The organism is Mesobacterium pallidum (genome assembly GCF_019966535.1).
Classification (GTDB): domain Bacteria; phylum Pseudomonadota; class Alphaproteobacteria; order Rhodobacterales; family Rhodobacteraceae; genus Mesobacterium; species Mesobacterium pallidum.
In genome coordinates this window covers 1-19,783 of the sequence record NZ_JAIMID010000011.1, presented here as the reverse complement: position 1 = coordinate 19,783, position 19,783 = coordinate 1, and the positions used below count along the sequence as shown (strand labels likewise).

The 19,783-nt window shown below is 68.6% G+C and carries 19 protein-coding genes; 9 read left to right on the top strand and 10 right to left on the bottom strand.

Features of this window, described 5'->3' with window-relative positions:
- Positions 1-25: 25 nt before the first annotated feature.
- On the top strand, positions 26-922 hold the full coding sequence (locus MF270_RS16200) for an alpha/beta hydrolase (RefSeq protein WP_238366954.1): 897 nt from the start codon (positions 26-28) through the stop codon (positions 920-922).
- Between the two features lie 102 nt (positions 923-1,024).
- Here MF270_RS16200 and MF270_RS16195 read toward each other — a convergent pair whose 3' ends face one another.
- The 4 genes from MF270_RS16195 to ftsY are packed head-to-tail and all read right to left on the bottom strand — an operon-like array spanning position 1,025 to position 4,876.
- Positions 1,025-1,630: an inner membrane-spanning protein YciB gene (locus MF270_RS16195; RefSeq protein ID WP_238366953.1), complete on the bottom strand. Its 606-nt coding sequence runs from the start codon at positions 1,628-1,630 to the stop codon at positions 1,025-1,027.
- Positions 1,631-1,645: 15 nt separating this feature from the next.
- The gene (locus tag MF270_RS16190; RefSeq protein ID WP_238366952.1) at positions 1,646-2,548 is read right to left on the bottom strand and encodes an EamA family transporter; all 903 of its coding nucleotides are present in this window, start codon (positions 2,546-2,548) and stop codon (positions 1,646-1,648) included.
- 10 nt (positions 2,549-2,558) lie between these two features.
- Entirely contained in the window at positions 2,559-3,446 is an 888-nt protein-coding gene (locus tag MF270_RS16185) for a hypothetical protein (protein ID WP_238366951.1), read from the bottom strand.
- Positions 3,443-4,876 (bottom strand): signal recognition particle-docking protein FtsY, encoded by a 1,434-nt coding sequence (ftsY, locus tag MF270_RS16180; protein ID WP_238366950.1) that lies wholly within the window; start codon positions 4,874-4,876, stop codon positions 3,443-3,445. Before ftsY ends, MF270_RS16185 begins: the two co-directional genes overlap by 4 nt.
- Before the next feature lie 185 nt (positions 4,877-5,061).
- Between ftsY and MF270_RS16175 the strand changes: the two genes are divergently transcribed.
- Both MF270_RS16175 and MF270_RS16170 read left to right on the top strand, forming a co-directional pair.
- On the top strand, positions 5,062-6,081 hold the full coding sequence (locus MF270_RS16175) for an alkane 1-monooxygenase (protein ID WP_238366949.1): 1,020 nt from the start codon (positions 5,062-5,064) through the stop codon (positions 6,079-6,081).
- Positions 6,082-6,128: 47 nt separating this feature from the next.
- Positions 6,129-6,524, top strand: coding sequence for a hypothetical protein (locus MF270_RS16170; protein ID WP_238366948.1), 396 nt, complete (start codon positions 6,129-6,131; stop codon positions 6,522-6,524).
- 131 nt (positions 6,525-6,655) lie between these two features.
- Here the strand turns inward: MF270_RS16170 and xseA are convergent, their stop codons facing one another.
- Entirely contained in the window at positions 6,656-8,191 is a 1,536-nt protein-coding gene (gene xseA / locus MF270_RS16165; protein WP_238366947.1) for an exodeoxyribonuclease VII large subunit, read from the bottom strand.
- A 135-nt stretch (positions 8,192-8,326) separates the two neighbouring features.
- On the opposite strand from xseA, the gene purD reads away from it, so the two are divergent.
- Positions 8,327-9,592 (top strand): phosphoribosylamine--glycine ligase, encoded by a 1,266-nt coding sequence (gene purD, locus MF270_RS16160; protein WP_238366946.1) that lies wholly within the window; start codon positions 8,327-8,329, stop codon positions 9,590-9,592.
- Positions 9,593-9,873: 281 nt separating this feature from the next.
- Here purD and MF270_RS16155 read toward each other — a convergent pair whose 3' ends face one another.
- The 3 genes from MF270_RS16155 to MF270_RS16145 form a co-directional block, all read right to left on the bottom strand.
- Complete coding sequence (locus tag MF270_RS16155; protein ID WP_238367107.1) at positions 9,874-10,107, bottom strand: DUF2842 domain-containing protein; 234 nt, start codon at positions 10,105-10,107, stop codon at positions 9,874-9,876.
- Positions 10,104-11,399 (bottom strand): adenylosuccinate synthase, encoded by a 1,296-nt coding sequence (locus tag MF270_RS16150; RefSeq protein WP_238366945.1) that lies wholly within the window; start codon positions 11,397-11,399, stop codon positions 10,104-10,106. Before MF270_RS16150 ends, MF270_RS16155 begins: the two co-directional genes overlap by 4 nt.
- Before the next feature lie 129 nt (positions 11,400-11,528).
- On the bottom strand, positions 11,529-11,990 hold the full coding sequence (locus MF270_RS16145) for a GatB/YqeY domain-containing protein (RefSeq protein WP_238366944.1): 462 nt from the start codon (positions 11,988-11,990) through the stop codon (positions 11,529-11,531).
- Positions 11,991-12,186: 196 nt separating this feature from the next.
- Here MF270_RS16145 and carA point away from each other — a divergent pair, with 196 nt between their 5' ends.
- Together carA and MF270_RS16135 are read left to right on the top strand one after the other, a co-directional pair.
- Complete coding sequence (carA, locus tag MF270_RS16140; RefSeq protein ID WP_238366943.1) at positions 12,187-13,332, top strand: glutamine-hydrolyzing carbamoyl-phosphate synthase small subunit; 1,146 nt, start codon at positions 12,187-12,189, stop codon at positions 13,330-13,332.
- Between the two features lie 199 nt (positions 13,333-13,531).
- The gene (locus MF270_RS16135) at positions 13,532-15,421 is read left to right on the top strand and encodes a glycosyltransferase family 2 protein (protein ID WP_238366942.1); all 1,890 of its coding nucleotides are present in this window, start codon (positions 13,532-13,534) and stop codon (positions 15,419-15,421) included.
- Positions 15,422-15,433: 12 nt separating this feature from the next.
- On the opposite strand, the gene MF270_RS16130 is transcribed toward MF270_RS16135, so the two are convergent.
- Positions 15,434-16,393 (bottom strand): IS110 family RNA-guided transposase, encoded by a 960-nt coding sequence (locus tag MF270_RS16130; RefSeq protein ID WP_238366941.1) that lies wholly within the window; start codon positions 16,391-16,393, stop codon positions 15,434-15,436.
- A 224-nt stretch (positions 16,394-16,617) separates the two neighbouring features.
- Positions 16,618-17,271 (bottom strand): GntR family transcriptional regulator, encoded by a 654-nt coding sequence (locus MF270_RS16125; RefSeq protein ID WP_238366940.1) that lies wholly within the window; start codon positions 17,269-17,271, stop codon positions 16,618-16,620.
- Positions 17,272-17,363: 92 nt separating this feature from the next.
- Here MF270_RS16125 and MF270_RS16120 point away from each other — a divergent pair, with 92 nt between their 5' ends.
- The 3 genes from MF270_RS16120 (at position 17,364) to MF270_RS16110 (ending at position 19,594) form a co-directional block, all read left to right on the top strand.
- Complete coding sequence (locus MF270_RS16120) at positions 17,364-18,011, top strand: pyrimidine 5'-nucleotidase (RefSeq protein WP_238366939.1); 648 nt, start codon at positions 17,364-17,366, stop codon at positions 18,009-18,011.
- A 75-nt stretch (positions 18,012-18,086) separates the two neighbouring features.
- The gene (locus tag MF270_RS16115) at positions 18,087-18,326 is read left to right on the top strand and encodes a hypothetical protein (protein WP_238366938.1); all 240 of its coding nucleotides are present in this window, start codon (positions 18,087-18,089) and stop codon (positions 18,324-18,326) included.
- A 56-nt stretch (positions 18,327-18,382) separates the two neighbouring features.
- Positions 18,383-19,594 carry a UbiH/UbiF family hydroxylase gene (locus MF270_RS16110; protein ID WP_238366937.1) on the top strand — a complete coding sequence of 404 codons (1,212 nt, stop codon included), beginning with the start codon at positions 18,383-18,385 and terminating at the stop codon, positions 19,592-19,594.
- The last annotated feature ends 189 nt before the right edge of the window (positions 19,595-19,783 follow it).

The following is a 19,783-nucleotide window of genomic DNA, read 5'->3' as shown; positions in this document are numbered from 1 at the left end:
CAAGATATGGTGACAGGAGGGGCGGGTGCCGATTCTCCGAACGAATGCCGGGGCGGATGGGCTCAGCCTGCATGGCAGTCCGGCCGACCCGCTGGCCGCGCTGCGCGCGAAGGCCAGGGGCGACGGGCCGGTGATCGTCATGGTGCACGGGTTCAAGTACCGTCCCGGCCTTGCGGGGCGCTGCCCGCACGAGCACATCCTTGCCGCCCGTCCCCGCACGCATCGCCGCGCCTGCAGCTGGCCCGAGGCACTGGGATTCGGCGCGGGGCAGTCGGACGAGGGGCTGGCGCTGGCCTTCGGCTGGCCGGCGCAGGGCACGATCTGGGGCGCCTACGGGCGTGCTGCCGGGGCCGGGGCGCAGCTGGCCCGGCTGATCCGGCAGGTCCGCCGCATGGCGCCCCGCCGCCCGGTCCATGCGATCGCCCATTCGCTGGGCGTCCGGGTGGTGCTGCAGTCCCTACCCCACCTCGCGCCCGGAGACCTGGGCCGCCTCATCGGCCTGAACCCGGCCGAGTATCACGGCGCCGCGCAAGAGGCGCTGGAGACCCCCGCCGGCCGGCGGGCCGAGATGCTGACGGTCTGGGGCCCCGAGAATCTGGTCTATGACCTTGCCTTCCAGGCCAGCGTGCGCCCGGCGCAGCGGCGCGACCGCGCGCTTGGCCTGCACCCGCTCCAGGGTTCTGCACATCACCTGCTGCGGCTGGACTGCCCGGAGACGGCGACTCATCTCGCCCGCCTCGGCCATGACATCACCGCCCCGCGCCGCCTGGCCTGCCATTGGCAGCCCTACCTGCGGCCGGGGCTCTGGCCGCTCTACTCCGCGCTGCTGCGCGAACCGGAGCGGACGCCGCTGTCGGCGTTTGCGCCGGTGTCGCAGCACCGGGATTCCTCGCCGGCGGTGACGCTCGTGGAAAGCACTTGAGGGGCCAGCCCCTCAAACTCCCCAGAGTACTTTCGGAATAATGAAAAGGGGGACATCATCCATCCCTTCATTATTCTTCAGATACTCCCGCCGGAGGCATCCCTACCCCTCGTCCGTCTCTTCGGTTCCGTATTGCTGGAACAGCTTTCCCTGGGTCATGAAGAAGACGAAGATCGCCGCCGTCAGCCCGAAGGTCTTGAAATAGACCCAGGTGTCGGTGCTTTGGGTGCGCCAGATGATTTCGTTCAGAACGGCAAGGCCGAAGAAGAAGGCCGTGACGCGCCGGGTCAGGATCATCCAGCCTTCGTCGGCGAGCGGCACCATCTCTTCCATCACCACGCGCAGGTAGCTTTGGCCGCGCAGCAGGCCGAAACCGAGCACGCCGCCGAAGAGCAGGTAGATCATCGTCGGCTTCATCTTGAAGAAGCGGTCGTCGTTGAGCCAGACCGACAGCCCGCCGAAAACCGTGACCAGCACAACCGTGGCGATCTGCATTTTCGACAGGTGCCCGGTCAGCTTCCACAGCACCAGCGTCGAGGCGATCATCAGCGGCACGAAGCCCGCCGTCACCAGGATGAAGCCGTCATACTCGGTCCCGCCGAGGGTGAAGACCCGGTCGCGCACCCAGAGATAGGCCGCGAAGAAGATCACGATCGGCCCCATCTCGAGCGCCGTTTTCAGGCCTGCGTTGATCTTGCGTTCCGCCATTGTCGGCTCCCTGCTCTATCCGCCGAATTCCACTATCACGGCCCCGGCGGCGATCAAAGCGATCAGCCCCGCGCGGGCCGGGCCCACCGGCTCTTTCAGCCAGAGCCAGCCGATCAGCGCGGCGAAGACCGTCGAGGTCTCGCGCATCACCGCCGCCTCGCCCACCTTGTCGAGGCGGGTCGCCAGCATGATCGAGCCAAAGCTCATATAGGCAATGACCCCGCCGATCACACCCCGGCGCAGCAGCGGGCCCAGCGCGGGCGGCTCTGCCATCCGGCGCCAGCGGATCCCGGCGACGACCGGAAAGACCAGCCCGTCGATCATGAAGAACCAGGCGAGAAAGGTGAACGGATCGGCCGCCGCCCGGATGCCATAGGCGTCGTAGGTGGTGTAGAGCGCGACGAAGAGGCCGGTGATGAGGGCAAAGACCAGCGCGATGCCCAGCGTGTCGCGCGCCAGGGTCAGGTGGCGGGCATTGTAGAGCGCGAGGCCGAAGATCCCGGCCAGCAGCACGCCGACCCCGGCCCATTGGCCAGGCGCGAAGCGCTCGCCAAAGATCATCCAGGCGCCGATGACGGTAAACAGCGGCCCGGTGCCGCGCACCACCGGGTAGACGACCGTGTAGGCGCCTTTCGTGTAGGCCAGCCCCTGGAACATCTTGTAGACCGTGTGGATCACGAAGGCGCCGGCAAAGATCGGCCACATGTGCGGCGCGGGCCAGGGCACGACGAAGAGCGCGAAGGGTGCGGCCATGATCCCGTAGGCGCCGTCGATCGCCCCGCGCGACAGCCAGGGATCATGGCGGCCCTTTTGCAGCGCGCCGAAGACCGCGTGCAGCACGGCGGCGAGAAGGGCGAGACCCAGGGCGACCTGCCGGCCCGCCTCGGTCCCTTCGAGAGAGATCAGCCAGTCGCTCACGGCAGGGCGCTCACGATGCGCGCCACCAATGCAGCGTCAGCCGCGCGCCGCTGGTGAGCACGGCAAGCGCCGGCCCGATGGCGCGGACGTGGTCGGCTTGGGTTTGGCCCGGGCGTCGTTTCGGCAGGACATAGGCCAGCTGGAAGGCGCCGAGGCCGGGATCGGCCTGCAGGGTTGCCTCGAGACGTCCCTCCACCTCGGGCCAGGCCGAAAGGTAGTCATCCAGCGCCTGCCGCGAGGACGGATCGAGGTCGAGCCCCTGCAGCGCATCGAAGATCAGCCTCGGGCTCTGCGCATCCATCAGCAGGGCGGCGACCGGGGGCGGCACCTCGACCGACAGCGCGGCGGCGCGCAGCCGGGCCATGCCCAGCGTCTCGACCACCCGCTGCGCGCTGGTTGTGTCGAGGCCGGTGACAAGGCCAGAGGCGCTGATCCGCCCCGCCTCTCTTGCGTCCAGCGTCAGCGTGTCAAGCGTCAGCATCTGGTCTTCGTGTGAAAAGCGCAGCGCGGCCGTGATCGTGACCGACACGTCCCGCAGCGGCGCGGGCAGCGCGGCCCGCTCCGCCTCCAACGGGCGCAGGCCGAGGACCTCGACTTCCAGCAGCGCAGGCATCCGGCCAAGGCCCAGCGCCTCCGCAAGATCCTCCGCGCGCCAGCGGATGTCGAGCGGCCGACCGTCCGGCGCCTCCATCGCGATATGGCACCAGCCTGCGTCCACCTCGTGGCCGGGATGACGGCGCAGGTCGCCCAGCGCCCCGCCGATCCCGCGTTTCGCGTGAAGCGCCTTGATGCTGTCGTAAAAGGTCGTCCAGCCATCGTTGCAAAGCCGGGGCGTCACATCCCTTGCCGCCACCGACGTGGCGCAAAGCGCCAGCGCGAGGACGGCGGCGCGGATCACCCCTCGATCCCCGTCAGCGCCTCGGCGAATTCCTGTGGATCGAAGGGCGCGAGGTCGTCGATCTGTTCGCCCACGCCGATGGCATGGATCGGCAGGCCGAACTTGTCGGCCAGCGCCACCAGCACCCCGCCCTTGGCCGTGCCGTCGAGCTTGGTCATGACCAGGCCCGAGACATCGGCGAGCTTGCGGAAGGTCTCGACCTGGCTCAACGCGTTCTGGCCGGTGGTGGCGTCGAGCACCAGGATCGTGTTGTGCGGCGCGTCGGGGTCCTTCTTGCGGATCACACGGACGATCTTGGCCAGCTCCTCCATCAGGTCGGCGCGGTTCTGCAGCCGGCCGGCGGTGTCGATCATCAAGAGGTCCGCGCCATCGGCCTGCGCTTTCGTCATGGCGTCGAAGGCAAGGCTGGCCGGGTCCGACCCTTCGGGCGCGGTCAGCACGGGCACGCCGGCGCGGTCGCCCCAGACCTTCAGCTGTTCCACGGCTGCGGCGCGGAAGGTGTCGCCGGCCGCGATCACCACGTCCTTGCCGGCGGCCTTGAACTGGCTGGCGAGCTTGCCGATGGTCGTGGTCTTGCCCGACCCGTTCACGCCCACCACCAGCACCACCTGCGGGGTCTTGGGATAGATCGGCATGGGGCGGGCGACGGGTTCCATCACGCGGGCGATCTCGTCGGCGAGCGCGCGCTTGATCTCGTCCACGCTCATCTTTCGACCATAGCGCCCCTCGGCAAGGTTCGCGGTCACGCGCAGGGCCGTGTCGACGCCCATGTCCGAGGCGATCAACAGCTCTTCGAGGCTTTCCAGCATGTCGTCGTCGAGCACGCGGCGCACGACCACCTTCTGTTCGACGCCCCGGCCAAGGATGCGACCGATAAAGCCGGGCTTGGCGGCGGGGGCGGCCCTGGCGACCTCGGCCACGTCGGTATTCGACAGCTCCATCCGGCCGGGGTTGGTCGGAATTTCCTGCGGGGTCGGAGAGACGGGCATCTCGATCGGCGCGGGACTGCCGGGGATCTCTTGCGGGCCGGGGCCCGAGGGGATGCCGGCGGGCGCCTCGGGCTGGGGGATTTCCACCGGGCCGGGGCCGGGGATCGTGTCGCCGGGGGTGGGGCCGGGTGGCAGGTCAGGCTGCGGCGTGGATGGCGTTTCGGGGTCCGGGATCGGCTCGGGTTCCGGGATCGGCTCGGGGTCCGGATCGGGCGTGATCTCGGGTTCCGGCTCGGGCGGCGTTTCCTCCGGCAGATCGGGCGCGGGGGTCTCGGGCGTGTCGGGCGCCGGGGTTTCCTGCGGCGGCGCGGGCCGTTCTTCGGGCGCTTCTGCCGAGACGAGTTCTTCCTCGCCACCATCGCTGACGATTGCCTCCAGCCCCTCGTCGAGCTTCGACGAAGATTTGAACAGCTTGTCCTTGAGCTTCTTGAAGAACGCCATCAGGCTCTCCCCTTACCGCCATGCCTGCAACCCACCTAATGTGACACGCGCCGGGATGGAAGGGCGGATGGCCCGCGCCCCCTGCCCCCTTGACCACGAAATGGGCCCGGGGCATCCCCGATGCGGCCGCATTCACGGGTTAGCAAGGGGCGCAGCCTAAGACATGTCGGAACAAAGGAGCCGAGATGCTGAAATTCGCCATCGCCACGCTGGGGCCGGCCGGGCTGCTGACCGGGGCCGCGCTTTATGGCGGGGCGTGGTCGGTGCTGGCGGTTGTGGCGGTCACAGCGATGGTCACGGCGATGGACCGGCTGACGCGCGGGATCGCGCTGCCGCTGGCGCGCTGTTCGGCCGCGCGGGCGCTGTCGGTGACGCTGGGCGCGCTGCATTTCCCGCTGCTGGCGCTGGGCGTGCTGGCGCTGTCGGGCGCGACGGGGCTTGCCGTGTGGGAGAGGCTGGCCGCCTTCCTCGCCTTTGGCGTTTTCTTCGGGCAGGTGTCGAATTCCAACGCGCATGAGTTGATCCATGCCAGCCCCCGGGCCGCCCGGCGGCTGGGCGAATGGGTCTATATCTCGCTGCTTTTCGGCCACCATGCCTCGGCCCACCGGCTGGTGCACCATGTCCACGCGGCGACGAACGACGACCCGAACTCCGCCCGGCCCGGAGAGGGGCTGTGGCGCTTCCTGCCCCGCGCCTGGATCGGATCGTTCCGTGCGGGCTTTCGGGCCGAAAGCAAACGGTGCAAGCCCGGCACGCTGCACCCCTATGCGCGCTACGTCGGCGGCGCGGGGCTGACCGCCACGACGGCCTTTGCGCTGGCCGGCTGGGCCGGGGTGCTGAGCCTCGTGTGCCTGGCCGGCTATGCCACGATGCAGCTGCTGATGTCCGACTACGTGCAGCATTACGGGCTGCGGCGCCGCGTGGATACCACCGGGCGGCTGGAACCGGTCGGCCCGCAGCACAGCTGGAATGCACCGCATTGGTACTCGGCCGCCCTGATGCTCAATGCGCCGCGCCATTCCGATCACCACATCCGTCCCGGCCGCGGCTTCGAAGAGCTCGAGATCGACGCGGCCACCATGCCGATCCTGCCCCATTCGCTGCCCGTGATGGCGACCATCGCGACAATCCCGCCGCTTTGGCGCCGGGTGATGGACCGCCGCGCGGCGCGCTGGCAAGGCGCTGGCGGCTCCACGCCGGCGTGATCGGCGCGGCCTTTCCACTGGCTTTGGTTTCTGGCAGGCTCCGGCGCATGAAAACGCTCGCTCTTATGCTTTGCCTCGCCGCCGCCCCCGCGCTGGCCGAGACCCCCATGACCCCCGAAGCCTTCGATCGCTACACGGAAGGAAAGACGCTCTATTTCGGGCGCAGCGGGAATTACTACGGGGTCGAGCGCTACGAAGGGAATCGGCGCGTGACCTGGTCCTTCCTCGACGGCCGCTGCCTTGCAGGGGAATGGTACGGGGCCGAGGACGGGCAGATCTGTTTCATCTACGAGGACGACCCGGCCCCGCATTGCTGGCGCTTCTTCGACAGCCCCGGCGGGCTGGTCGCCGAATTCAGCGAGAATTCCACGCAGGTGCCGCTTTACGAGGCGCGCGAGCGGGACGATCCGATGGTGTGCTACGGGCCCGACGTGGGGGCGTGACGGGGCGCAGGTGACCGCCGCCCACGCGAACTTTCGACGCAACGGCCGGTGGGGTGGAGCCCCACCCTACATCCTTGATCGAAACGCCCGCCTAGATCCGTAGGGTGGGGTTTCACCCCACCTTCCCCGGCTCAAAACAGCGACCCCTGCTCCGGCGGCTTCGGCTTGGCCGCCTTCTTCGGCGCCGCGCCGCCGATCTTCATCCGGCCATCGGCGAACTCGATCTCCAGCCCCGTCGCCGCCTCGGCCGCCGCCTTGCTGGTCACCAGCCCGGCATCGGAATGGACGACCGCGTAGCCCCGCGCCAGGGTCGCCTTGTGACCCAGCGTCTCGCGCAGCCGGTCGAGGCCCGCAAGCCTGTCGGCCCAGCCGGACACCTGCCGCTGCGCCGCCGCCTCGAAGCGTTGCGCCAGCTGGTCCAGGTCCCGCCGCCCCTGCGCGATCTCGCGCCGGATCGGCGTGACGCTCAGCCGGTCGGCCCGCCGGTCCAGCGCGTTGCGCTTGTCCGAGACCGCCCGCAGCAGGGCCGGAGAGAGCCGCCCCTGCCACAGCGCGAACCGGTCGCGCCGCCCCGACACCATGCCGCGCAGGGTCGACGGATGCAGCCGCCCGGCCGCCTCGCTGAGGGCCACGCGCCGGGCCTGCACCGTCCGCGTCAGCGCGGCGGGCAAGCGGTCTGACGCCACATCCAGCCGCTGTCGCGGCCGGTCCAGCAAGCTATCCGGGCGCGGCAAGGCGCGGCTGAGGTCACGGAGCCGCTGGCCGCGCTGGGTGATGCCCGAGGTCAGCGCCCGGCTCAGCCGCGCACCCTGCCCGTCGAGCCAGGTCAGCAGCTCCAGCCGCACGGGCACCGCGATCTCGGCCGCCGCCGTCGGCGTCGGGGCGCGCCGGTCGCTGACGTAGTCAATGAGCGTGGTATCCGTCTCGTGCCCCACCGCCGAGATCAGCGGGATCTCCGACGCCGCCGCCGCCCGGGCGACGATCTCCTCGTTGAAGCCCCAGAGATCCTCGATCGACCCGCCCCCGCGCGCGACGATCAAGAGGTCCGGCCGGGGCACGGCGCCGCCGGGCGACAGGCGGTTGAACCCCTCGATGGCGGCCGCCACCTGCCGCGCGCAGGCCTCGCCCTGCACGGCCACGGGCCAGATCAGCACCTTGCGCGGGAACCGGTCGCGCAGCCGGTGCAGGATATCGCGGATGACGGCCCCGGTGGGCGAGGTCACGACGCCGATCACCTCGGGCAGGTAGGGCAGCGGGGTCTTGCGCTCGGCCGCGAAGAGCCCCTCGGCCTCGAGCATCTTCTTGCGCTTTTCCAGCATCGCCATCAGCGCGCCGGCCCCCGCCGGTTCCACCGACTCGACGTTCAGCTGGTACTTGGATTGCGGGCCGAAGGTGGTCATGCGGCCCGTCGCGATGACCTCCATCCCTTCCTCGGGGCGATGGCGGAACTTCGACACCTGCCCCTTCCAGCTGACGCAGGCGATCACGTCGCGCTGGTCCTTGAGGTCGAAATACATGTGCCCGGTGCGCGCGACCATGACGCGGCCGACCTCGCCGCGCACGCGGACATGGCCGAACTCGCCCTCGATGGCGCGGCGCACGGCGCCCGACAGCTCGCTGACCGTGTATTCGGGCGTGTTGCCGGGGGCGTCTTCGAACATGTCCATCGCGCGGTCTCCTTTGGCGCGGACCATGCCACGCACGAACGCGACGCAAAACCCGCAAAAAGCGCGGCGCGCTTGCCCTTGCGCCGCGCGCTGCCTAGAAGGCGCGGGACCCTTTCGGACCCGGTGGAGCCTTCCATGAACATCCTCATCCTCGGCGGCGGCGGCCGCGAACATGCCCTGGCCTGGGCCTGCCTGCAGAACCCCAAGTGCGACAAGCTGATCGTGGCGCCGGGCAATGCCGGGATCGCGCAGATCGCCGAATGCGCGTCCCTGGATATCGAGGACGGGGCGGCCGTGATCGGCTTCTCCGAGGCCAATTCCATCGATTTCATCATCGTCGGCCCCGAGGCGCCGCTGGCCGCCGGGGTGGCCGACGACCTGCGCGGGGCGGGCTTTTCGGTTTTCGGCCCGTCCAAAGAGGCGGCCCGGCTGGAAGCGTCGAAAAGCTTCACCAAGGAGGTCTGCGACGCGGCCAAGGCGCCCACCGCCGCCTGGAAGCGGTTCACCGAGGCGCAGCCCGCGCTCGACTACGTGGCGGCCGAGGGCGCGCCCATCGTGGTCAAGGCCGACGGGCTGGCGGCCGGCAAGGGCGTGATCGTGGCCGAGACGGTGGACCAGGCGCAGGACGCGATCCGCGACATGTTCGGCGGCGAATTCGGCGCGGCCGGCGCCGAGGTGGTGATCGAGGAGTTCATGGCCGGCGAAGAGGCGTCCTTCTTCGTGCTCTGCGATGGCGAGACCGCCCTGCCCATCGGCACGGCCCAGGACCACAAGCGCGTGGGCGACGGCGACACCGGCCCCAACACCGGCGGCATGGGCGCCTATTCCCCGGCCCCGGTGCTGACCGACGAGATCGCGCAGATGGCGCTGGACGAGATCGTCAAGCCGACTCTGCGCGTGATGGCCGAGCGCGGAACGCCCTACCAGGGGGTGCTTTACGCGGGGCTGATGATCGAGAACGGCAAGCCCCGGCTGGTGGAATACAACGTGCGCTTCGGCGATCCCGAATGCCAGGTGCTGATGCTGCGCCTTGGCGGGCAGGCGCTGGACCTGATGCAGGCGGCGGCCGAAGGGCGGCTTGAAGGCTGCACGGTCAACTGGGCCGACGATCACGCGATGACCGTGGTGATGGCGGCCAAGGGCTACCCCGGGGCCTACGCCAAGGGCACGGAGATCAAAGGGCTGGAGGCCTGCCCCGAGGATTCGAAGAACATGGTGTTCCACGCCGGAACCCGCGCCGAGGGCGGCAAGGTGCTGGCCTCGGGCGGCCGGGTGCTGAACGTGACGGCCCGGGGCGCGACGCTGGCCGAGGCGGCCGAGCGCGCCTATGCGATGGTGGACAGCATTGACTGGCCGGAGGGGTTCTACCGCTCGGACATCGGCTGGCGCGCGCTGTCCTGAGCGGGGCGCTTGGCTGCGAGGGGGAATTGAGGGGGCCAGCCCCCTCGGCCCCTTGGGCCTCACCCCCGGCATATTTCCGGAAAGATGAAAGGAATTCGGCGCGAGTTGCGGCGGGGGGCGCAGTCCGGGATGTCTGCACGCGTGGAGCGTGTGGGAGTGAGGGGCCAGCCCCTCACGCACCCCGGAGTTTAGGCGGCAAGATGAAGAGGGATCCGCGCGCCCCTGCTTTCATTATTCCCCAAATACTCCCGCCGGAGGCATGGAAGTCAGTGGAGGGACGGTCAGTCCTGGCCGCCCTTGTCATCCTCGGGGTCGGGTTTGCCGACGCCGAGGAAGACCTTGCGCAGGGGGATCATCCAGAGGAACCCAAGGACCACATAGACCAGCAGTTCCACCAGGATTGGCGGGCGGTCGAAGAGCGAGACGACCTTGACCGCCACCAGGATGTAGAGCGGCAGCCCCACCACGAGGACGAGGATACTGAGGCGCTTGCGTGTCTTGTAGCTGAGCATCAGTCGGCGAACGGGTCGGTGACGAGGATCGTGTCGTCGCGTTCCGGCGAGGTCGAGAGCAGCGCGACGGGGCAGTCGATCAGTTCCTCGACCCGGCGCACGTACTTGATCGCGTTGGCCGGCAGCTCGGCCCAGCTGCGCGCGCCTTCGGTCGATTCGGACCAGCCGGGAAGCTCTTCGTAGATGGGCGTGCAGCGGGCCTGCTGTTCGGCCGCCGTCGGCAGGTAGTCGAGCCGTTCGCCGTCGAGGTCGTAGCCGACGCAGACCTTGAGCGTGTCGAACCCGTCGAGCACGTCGAGCTTGGTCAGCGCGATGCCGTTGACGCCGGAGGTGGCGCAGGTCTGCCGCAAAAGGGCCGCGTCGAACCAGCCGCAGCGGCGCTTGCGGCCCGTGGTGGTGCCGAATTCATGGCCGCGCTCGCCCAGGCGTTCGCCATCGGCATCCAGCAGCTCGGTCGGGAACGGGCCTTCGCCGACGCGGGTGGTGTAGGCCTTGACGATGCCGAGGACGAAGTCGATGGCGCCCGGGCCGATGCCGACGCCCGTCGCCGCCTGGCCAGCGATCACGTTGGACGAGGTCACGAAGGGGTAGGTGCCGAAGTCGATGTCGAGCAGCGCGCCCTGTGCCCCTTCGAAAAGGATGCGTTTGCCGGCTTTGCGCTTTTCGTTCAGCACCTTCCAGACCGGCGCCGCGAAGGGCAGGATCTGCGGCGCGATCTCGCGCAGTTGGGCGATCAGCGCGTCGCGGTCCACCGGCTCGATCCCGAGGCCGCGGCGCAGCGGGTCGTGGTGCTGCAGGGCGCGGTCAACGCGGGCGATCAGCGTCGCCTCGTCCGCCAGGTCCGCCACGCGGACCGAGCGGCGGCCGACCTTGTCCTCGTAGGCCGGGCCGATGCCGCGGCCCGTCGTGCCGATCTTGGTGCCGGCCGAGGCGCCTTCTTCGCGCGCGCGGTCAAGCTCGCCGTGGATCGGCAGGATCAGGGGCGTGTTCTCGGCGATCATCAGCGTCTCGGCGCTGATCTCGACGCCCTGGGCCCGCACCGTCTCGATCTCTTTGACCAGGTGCCAGGGGTCCAGCACCACGCCATTGCCGATCACCGAAAGCTTGCCGCCGCGCACCACGCCCGAGGGCAGCGCATGCAGCTTGTAGACCTTGCCGTCGATCACCAGCGTGTGGCCGGCATTGTGACCGCCCTGGAAGCGGGCGACGACATCCGCGCGCTCGCTCAGCCAGTCGACGATCTTGCCCTTGCCTTCGTCGCCCCACTGGGCGCCCACGACCACCACGTTTGCCATTTGCTCGACTCCCCGTCGATTGATGCGTTCCAAACGGGCGCGGGTATAGCCCCGGGCGGCCCAGAGCGAAACAGCGAAATTGCCGCGCCCCGTACATGAAAACGGGGGCCGCAGCCCCCGTGGTCCCGATCAGGCGCTGAGCCGGTCCTTGACCCGCGGCCCCACCGCGCCGAAATCCATCTGCCCGGTGTACTTGCCCTTGAGCACGCCCATCACCCGGCCCATGTCGCGGATCGAGCTGGCGCCGACCTCCTCAATGGCGTGGGAGACGGCCTTGTCCACCTCGGCCTCGGACAGCTGGCGCGGCAGGAACTCCTCGATCACCTCGATTTCCGAGCGCTCGCTTTCGGCAAGGTCGAGCCGGCCGGCCTCTTCGTAGGTGCTGGCGCTTTCCTGGCGCTGCTTGACCATCTTGCCGAGGATCTGCAGCACCTCGCCTTCGCCCACGCCCTCGTCGTTGCCATCGCCGCGGGCCGCGATGTCGCGATCCTTGATGGCGGCGTTGATCAGGCGCAAGGTCGACAGTCGTGCCGCGTCCTTGTCCTTCATGGCCTGCTTGAGGGCCGTGGTCACGCGGTCGCGCAATTCCATATGTCTGTCCCATCCCCATGGTCCGTGAAGCCTTGCGTTTTACTCAAAACGGCCCAACCTGACAAGAACCCATGCTGCGGGGCGGCAAAGCCGGCCGCCGGGGTGTTGCCGCGCCGCATTAAGCCCCGCTCCGGCTTGACCGCGCCCGCCGGCGCCTTTACGACGCCCAAGATTTGACCCGACGGAGGATGCTGCCATGGCCGATCGCCCCACTGCCTGTCTTGCGCTTGCCGATGGAACCGTCTTTTACGGGCGCGGTTTCGGGGCCACGGGCCAGACCCGCGCCGAGCTGTGCTTCAACACCGCCATGACCGGCTACCAGGAGATCATGACCGACCCGTCCTATGCCGGGCAGATCGTCACCTTCACCTTCCCGCATATCGGCAATGTCGGCGTCAACCCAGAGGATGACGAGACGAACGATCCGGTGGCCGAGGGCATGGTGGTCAAGTGGGACCCGACCGAGCCGTCGAACTGGCGCGCGACCGAGAACCTGTCGGAGTGGCTGGCCAAGCGCGGCCGCATCGCCATCGGCGGGATCGACACGCGGCGCCTGACCCGGGCGATCCGGTTGCAGGGCGCGCCCCATGCGGCGCTGGCCCATGACCCCGAGGGCAATTTCGACACCGACGCGCTGATCGCCTCGGCCCGGGCCTTCCCGGGGCTCGAGGGGCTGGACCTGGCGCTGGATGTCACCTGCGCGCAAAGCTACCGCTGGGACGAGATGCGCTGGGCCTGGCCTGCGGGCTATTCCCGCCAGACCGAGGCCAGGCACAAGGTCGTGGCGCTGGATTTCGGCGCCAAGCGCAACATCCTGCGCTGCCTTGCCTCTGCCGGCTGCGACGTGACCGTCCTGCCCGCGACGGCGACCGCCGACGAAGTACTGGCCCATCAGCCCGACGGCGTCTTCCTGTCGAACGGCCCGGGTGATCCGGCCGCGACCGGCGCCTATGCCGTGCCGATGATCCAGAAGGTGCTGTCGGAAACGCAGCTGCCGGTCTTCGGCATCTGCCTCGGCCACCAGATGCTGGCGCTGGCACTGGGCGCCCGGACCATCAAGATGAGCCATGGCCACCACGGCGCCAACCACCCGGTCAAGGACCTCGAGACCGGCAAGGTCGAGATCACGTCGATGAACCACGGCTTCACGGTCGACAGCCAGACCCTGCCCGAGGGCGTCAAGGAAACCCATGTGTCGCTGTTCGACGGGTCGAACTGCGGCATCGCCATGAAGGGCCGCCCGGTCTACTCGGTGCAGTACCACCCCGAGGCAAGCCCCGGCCCGATGGACAGCTACTACCTGTTCGAACGCTTCGCCGCCGCCATGGCCGCCCGCGCCTGAGCCGGGCCGAACCACCCTACCCTGCCGTAGCGTCACCCTGCAGCGGGGTCAGGAATGGTTAACAGATGGTTAACACCAGCAGGCAAAATTCGCGCGAAATGTCTGTAAACGCCCCAATATTTCCCAATTCCTTAACTGCGCGTTAATCATTGCTCACCACATATGGGGAAGGATCTGCTGCCCTGCCCCTGGTGTTTTCATGACCAATCTGCGTGTCGCGTATCGCGACTCGGTTTCCGCTGCCTCGTCTCGTCACCTGAACCAACCGCTGGGACAGATCCTTCTGGACATGGGCGTGATGACCTCGGGCGACCTGCTGCGCGCCCTGGCGATCCACGGCACCTGCCGCGCGCCGATGTCCCGCGTCTGCATCGCCGAGGGATTCGCGACCGAGGACGAGGTGCTGAGCGCCCAGGCGCTGCAATGGGGCGCCATGCGGCTCAGCCTCAACGACGACCCGCCCGATCCGTCGGTGTCGGACCTTCTGCCCGTCACCTTCTGCCGCGACAACGCCATCGTGCCCTGGGGCACGATCGGCGACATGCTGGTGCTGGCCACCTCGCGCCCCGAGGCGTTCGAGCGGCTGATGGCCGAGGCCCCCGCCCTGCCCGGCCGCCTCACCATGGCCCTGGCGAGCGAACGCGAGATTCACGATTTCCTCGCCGCCCGGCACCGCGAAACGCTGATCCGCTCGGCCGAGACCTGGGTGCCCGAGCCCGATTCCTGCCGTGAATTCCTCGATTCGGGGGGGCGCGCGACGCGGATCACGCTGGTCGCCTGCATCGTCCTGGCCGTGGCCGTGCTGGCCGTCCCGAACCACGCCTTCGCGCTGCTGGCACTTTGGGGTGCGGCGACGCTGGTGATGACGCTGGGGCTCAAGGTCGCGGTGCTGACCGCCATGCTGCGCGGCCGGCGCAGGGTGCCAGAGGCGCTCCCACTTAAGGCGCCGCCCCGGGGCGATCCGCTGCCGCGCGTGTCGATCATGGTGCCGCTTTTCAAGGAGGAGAACGTCGCCAAGCTGCTGGTCGGGCGCCTGTCGCGCCTGACCTACCCCAAACCGCTGCTCGAGATCGTGCTGGTGCTCGAGGAAACCGACACCGCCACCCGCCGCGCGCTGGAGGGCGCCGCGCTGCCCCCCTGGTTCCGCGTGGTCGAGGTGCCGGATGGCCCCGTCAAGACCAAGCCGCGCGCGCTGAACTACGCGCTGGGCTTCTGCACCGGCGAGATCGTGGGCATCTACGACGCCGAGGATTCGCCCGCCCCCGACCAGGTCGAACGCATCGTCGAGGCGTTCCGCACCCGGCCCGAACACGTCGCCTGCCTGCAGGGCATCCTCGACTACTACAACCCCGGCTCGAACTGGCTGGCGCGCTGTTTCACCATGGAATACGCGAGCTGGTTCCGCATGATGCTGCCCGGTCTCTGCCGGCTCGGTTTCGCGATCCCGCTGGGCGGCACCACCGTGTTCTTCCGCCGCGCCGCGATCATGGAGGTCTGCGGCTGGGACGCCCATAACGTGACCGAGGACGCGGACCTTGGCATGCGCCTGGCCCGCCGCGGCTATGTCACGGAAATGGTGCCGACCGTGACGCGCGAAGAGGCGAACAACCGGCTCTGGCCCTGGGTGCGGCAACGCTCGCGCTGGCTCAAGGGCTACATGGTGACCTACCTCGTCCACATGCGCCGGCCCGGAGCCCTTTGGCGCGAACTGGGGCCCTGGCGCTTCCTTGGCTTCCAGGTGTTCTTTGCCGCCTCGCTGGTGCAATTCCTCGTGGCGCCGCTGCTCTGGTCCTTCTGGATCGTCGCCTTCGGCCTGCTCCACCCGGCGGTGCCGGTGCTGGGCGAGACAGTGACGCTGGGCCTCGCGGTGCTGTTCCTGCTGGCGACGATCATGGACCTGACCATCGCCGCCGTGGCCGTCGCCAACACCAAGCACAAGAAGCTCGGCCGCTGGGTGCCGACGCTGTTGTTCTACTTCCCCTTCGGCACGCTGGCCGCCTACAAGGCGCTTTACGAGCTGATCCGAAGTCCGTTCTGGTGGGACAAGACCAGCCACGGCCACAGTCCCGCCGAGCCGGGGAAGGACTAGCAACTGTATCTGTTATGCGCCTTGAGGGCCCCATATTTTTCGGTTTCTGCATAGGGCGTTCGCGATGGTGACGAGCTTCCGGGCGACCGCGGTGATGATGACCTTGTGCGGTTTTCCTGCGTCGCGCAATCGCTGTGCGAATGCCTTCAGTATGGGGTTGTGATGTGCGGCGACGAGCGCCGCCTGGAAGAGGACATGCCGCAGAGCGCGCCGTCCTCCGGCGATGGTCCGCTTTCCGCGCAGGGCGCCGCTGTCGTGCGCTATTGGAGCGAGCCCGGTCAGGGCGGCAGCCTGTTCTCCGGAGATGGCCCCGAGCTCGGGCATTTCGGCGATCAGCATAGTGCTGGTAACGGGGCCGACACTGGGAATAGAACGCAGGATGCGTGCGGTTTCGACCAGTGTTTCGTCTGCCGCGACGGCTTGCTCGATCCGTTCTTCCAACTGTGAGATCCTGGCATCGAGCAAAGCCTTCAACTCCACGTCCATGTCTTTGAACATTCCAGCGGTTGCGAGTTTTTCGTGTGCCTTGATCTGGGCGATTAGCCGCTTGCGCATCTCGACGAGTTGCCCTCGCTTCGATGTCAAGGCCCTGAGCACGCGCAATTTTCCGGCCGGATGGCTACGTCCTGCCTCGGGGCGGAACACCATGAAGCGGGCAATGAGTTCCGCATCGATTCGGTCCGTCTTGGCCCGTGTGCCACGGCTGGCGGCAAAGGCCTTGACCTGTGCGGGCGGCAATTGACGTGTGGCGATCTGCGCCGCATCGAGCTCAGCCCATAGCCGCCACTCCTGTCCGCCGGTGGCTTCGAAGCAGACCAGGGCACCGCGCCGTCGCGCGAGGGACGCCCCCTGGGCATGGCCATCTGGCGCGTTCGGCAACCGAAGGCGCTTCCCATCGGGCAGGCAATAGATGTCCAGCCAGTCGCGCGAGACGCCTATTCCGATGACCTGTTCAGATGATACTGAGTTCATGCTCTCTTCCTTCTGCTTCGCGGTCCTTGTCGGCCGCATCCAACTGTTCGAGATGATGAAAGAGAGACGGTGCTGGCTCGCTAGCAGACGTGGTCAGGCCACAAGGCTCAGACGCCAAACACCGTCCCGTCACCTTCCTTGGCCGAGGTTGGTGACGGCGACAAAATAGCAAAGCCGAGATACAGAAGGCTCTCAAGCGGCCCCCTCGCGGGACCGCTTGGCGGTCAGGCCGACCGTTCCGGATCGGCCGAATCGAGCTTGAGGCGGGTCATGAAGGCGACCGAGATATGGTCGCGCAGCGCCTTGTAGGCGGCATCCCCGTCGCGCGCGCGGATCGCCTCGACGATGGCGCGATGCTCGGCCAGGGCCTTTTCGCCCCGCCCCTCGGCCGCCAGTGACGTGGTCGCCATCAGCGCCATCGACCGGTGCACCAGGTCCAGCTGCTGCACCAGGAACCGGTTGTGCGAGGCCAAGTGAATCTGCTTGTGAAACCGCCGGTTGGCGCGGCTGAGCGCGGTGGGCTGGCCGATCAGGGACATGTCCTCCTCGACCATCTCCTCCATCACGCGAACCTCTTCCTCGGTCGCGTGGCGGGCGGCGAGACGGGCGGCAAGGCCCTCGAGCTCGGCCCGCACGACATACAATTCGCTCAGCTGGTTATGGTCCAGCGAGGCAACGATCAGCGACCGCCCGTCGCGGGTCAGCAGCGACTGCGTCTCGAGCCGCTGCAGCGCCTCGCGGATCGGCGTGCGCGAGACGCCGAACCGCTCGGCCAGCTCGCTTTCGACCAGCCGGTCGCCGGGCACGTAGACGCCGACGTCGATCGCATCGAGGATCAGCGAATAGGCATCCGTCTGCGCGGGTCGTGAACTGGCCATGGGGGTGTTTCCTGTCTGCGGTTCGGCGTAGTAAGGCAGATGCACCCGCCCCGATCAACCGTCACAATGGCCGCAGGCCGGAAGGATCCGCCATGCCCAAGGAGAGCTTTGCGCACGTGTCCACCTGGGTGTTCGACCTCGACAACACGCTTTACCCGCCTGCCGTGCGCCTCTTTGACCAGATCGAGGTCAGGATGACCCGGTTCGTCATGGATGCGTTGGGGGTGGACCAGCCGCAGGCCGATGCGCTGCGCCGCGAATACTGGCGCGACTACGGCACCACGCTGGCGGGGCTGATGCGGGTGCATGGCGTGGACCCCGGGCCCTACCTGACCGAGGTGCATGAGATCGACTTTTCGGTGCTGTCGCCCGACGCGAAGCTGGCCGCCAGGATCGGCGCCCTGCCCGGACGACGCATCGTCTACACCAACGGCTGCGGCCCCTATGCCGAGCGGGTGATCGAGGCGCGGGGGCTTTCCGGGCTTTTTGACGCCGTCTATGGCGTCGAACACGCGGATTTCCTGCCCAAGCCGGAACGCGCCGCCTTTGAATCCATCTTCGCACAGGACCGGCTGGACCCAGAGACGGCGGCGATGTTCGAGGACGATCCACGCAACCTCGAGGTGCCGCATGCAATGGGGATGCGCACCGTGCACGTGGCCGAGGCGGCGCATGAGGCGGATCACATCCACCATCACACCGACGACCTTGCCGCGTTTCTGGGTCGCATCGTCGATTAGTCGCGGGGCAGAATGTCGCTTTGATCGCAACGGGCTGAAACACATATCACGCGTGTACCTTCAAGGAACCGCGACATGGCCATCATCGACACGCAGCGCCCCTCGGGCCTGGTTTACCGCATTCCCGTGCTGGGCTGGTTCGCCCGCGACCTCGCCCGGGATTTCCACGGCAACATCTACTATTTCCTCGTCATCCTGCTGACCCTGCTGGTGCTGGCGGTCAAGACCTGGGGGCTGGTGGCGCTGACCATGGTCGGGGTGACGGCGACGCCGCTGATGTTCGTCGTGCTGATGCTGATCACCGTGGGCAAGTAGGCCGCATGGTCATTTCCCGCGCCACGCCCTAGATGCTGGCGCAAAGGAGAGTGACCATGCAGTACGACGTCATCGTCTCGGGCGGCGGGATCGCGGGGCTGACCGCGGCGGCCGCCTTCGGCTCGGCCGGGTTCTCGGTGCTCTGCGTCGACCCGGCCCCGCCGGTGACCGAGCGGGAGGCCGAGGGCTCCGACATGCGGACCACGGCGTTTTTGCAGCCGGCCCGCGCGCTGCTGGACAGAGCGGGGCTTTGGGATCGGTTGGCGGAATATGCGGCGCCGCTGACCGTCATGCGGATCGTTGATGCCGGGGGCCCCGAGCCCGAGCCGCGCGTCATCCGCGATTTCGAATCGAGCGACATCGGCGATCTGCCCTTTGGCTGGAACCTGCCCAACTGGCTGCTCCGGCGCGAGATGGCCGCGCGGCTGGCCGAATTGCCGACTGTCGCGTTCCGACCGGGAACCGGGACGGCGGGCCTGTTCACCCGCACGGCCGGGGCGAAGGTCACGTTCAGTGACGGCAGCCGGGCGACAGCGCGGCTGGTGGTGGCCGCCGACGGGCGCGCCAGCCCGATGCGCGCGGCGGCGGGGATCGGCGTGCGCACCACCCGGTTCGGTCAGAAGGCGCTGGCCTTTGCCGTGACGCACCCGATCCCGCACATGAATGTCTCGACCGAGATCCACCGAACCGGGGGGCCGTTCACGCTGGTGCCGCTGCCCGATTGGCAGGGCATGCCTTCCTCGGCGGTGGTCTGGATGGAGGAAGGGCCGAAGGCGCTGGAGCTGATGGCCCTGGGGGACAAGGCCTTCGAGGCGGCCATGTCCGAGCGGTCCTGTCACCTGTTTGGCCCGCTGAAGCTGGCCTCGCGCCGGACGATCTGGCCGATCATCGCGCAGGAGGCGGAGCGGCTCGACGGTGAGCGGGTCGCGCTGGTGGCCGAGACGGCGCACGTTGTCCCGCCCATCGGCGCGCAGGGGCTGAACATGTCGCTGAAGGATATCGGCGCGCTGCTGGACCTGGCCGTGGCGCGGCCCGAGGGGCTGGGGGACGCGCAGATGCTGGGCGCCTATCACCGCGCACGGATCGGCGACATCCGCGTGCGGGTCGCGGGGATCACGGCGCTGAACCGGACCTCGATGCTGAGCACGCCGCTCTTGCGCGATGCGCGGGCCGCCGGGGTGAGCTCGCTTTATGCCCTGCCGGCCGTGCGGAAGATGCTGATGCAGATGGGCCTTGGGGCGCGCGGGACGGTGGAACGCGTCGAGTGATCCCGTTGCGTGCCCCTGGCACACAGGGTTAGCGCGCCCGAAGGGCGCGCCGGGGGGGGGGGGGGGGGGGGGGGGGGGGGGGGGGGGGGGGGGGGGGCGCGGGGGGGGGGGGGGGGGGGGGGGGGGGGGGCGGGGGGGGGGCCCCCCCCGGGTGCCCCCCCCCCCCCCCCCCCCCGACCCAGACCACAC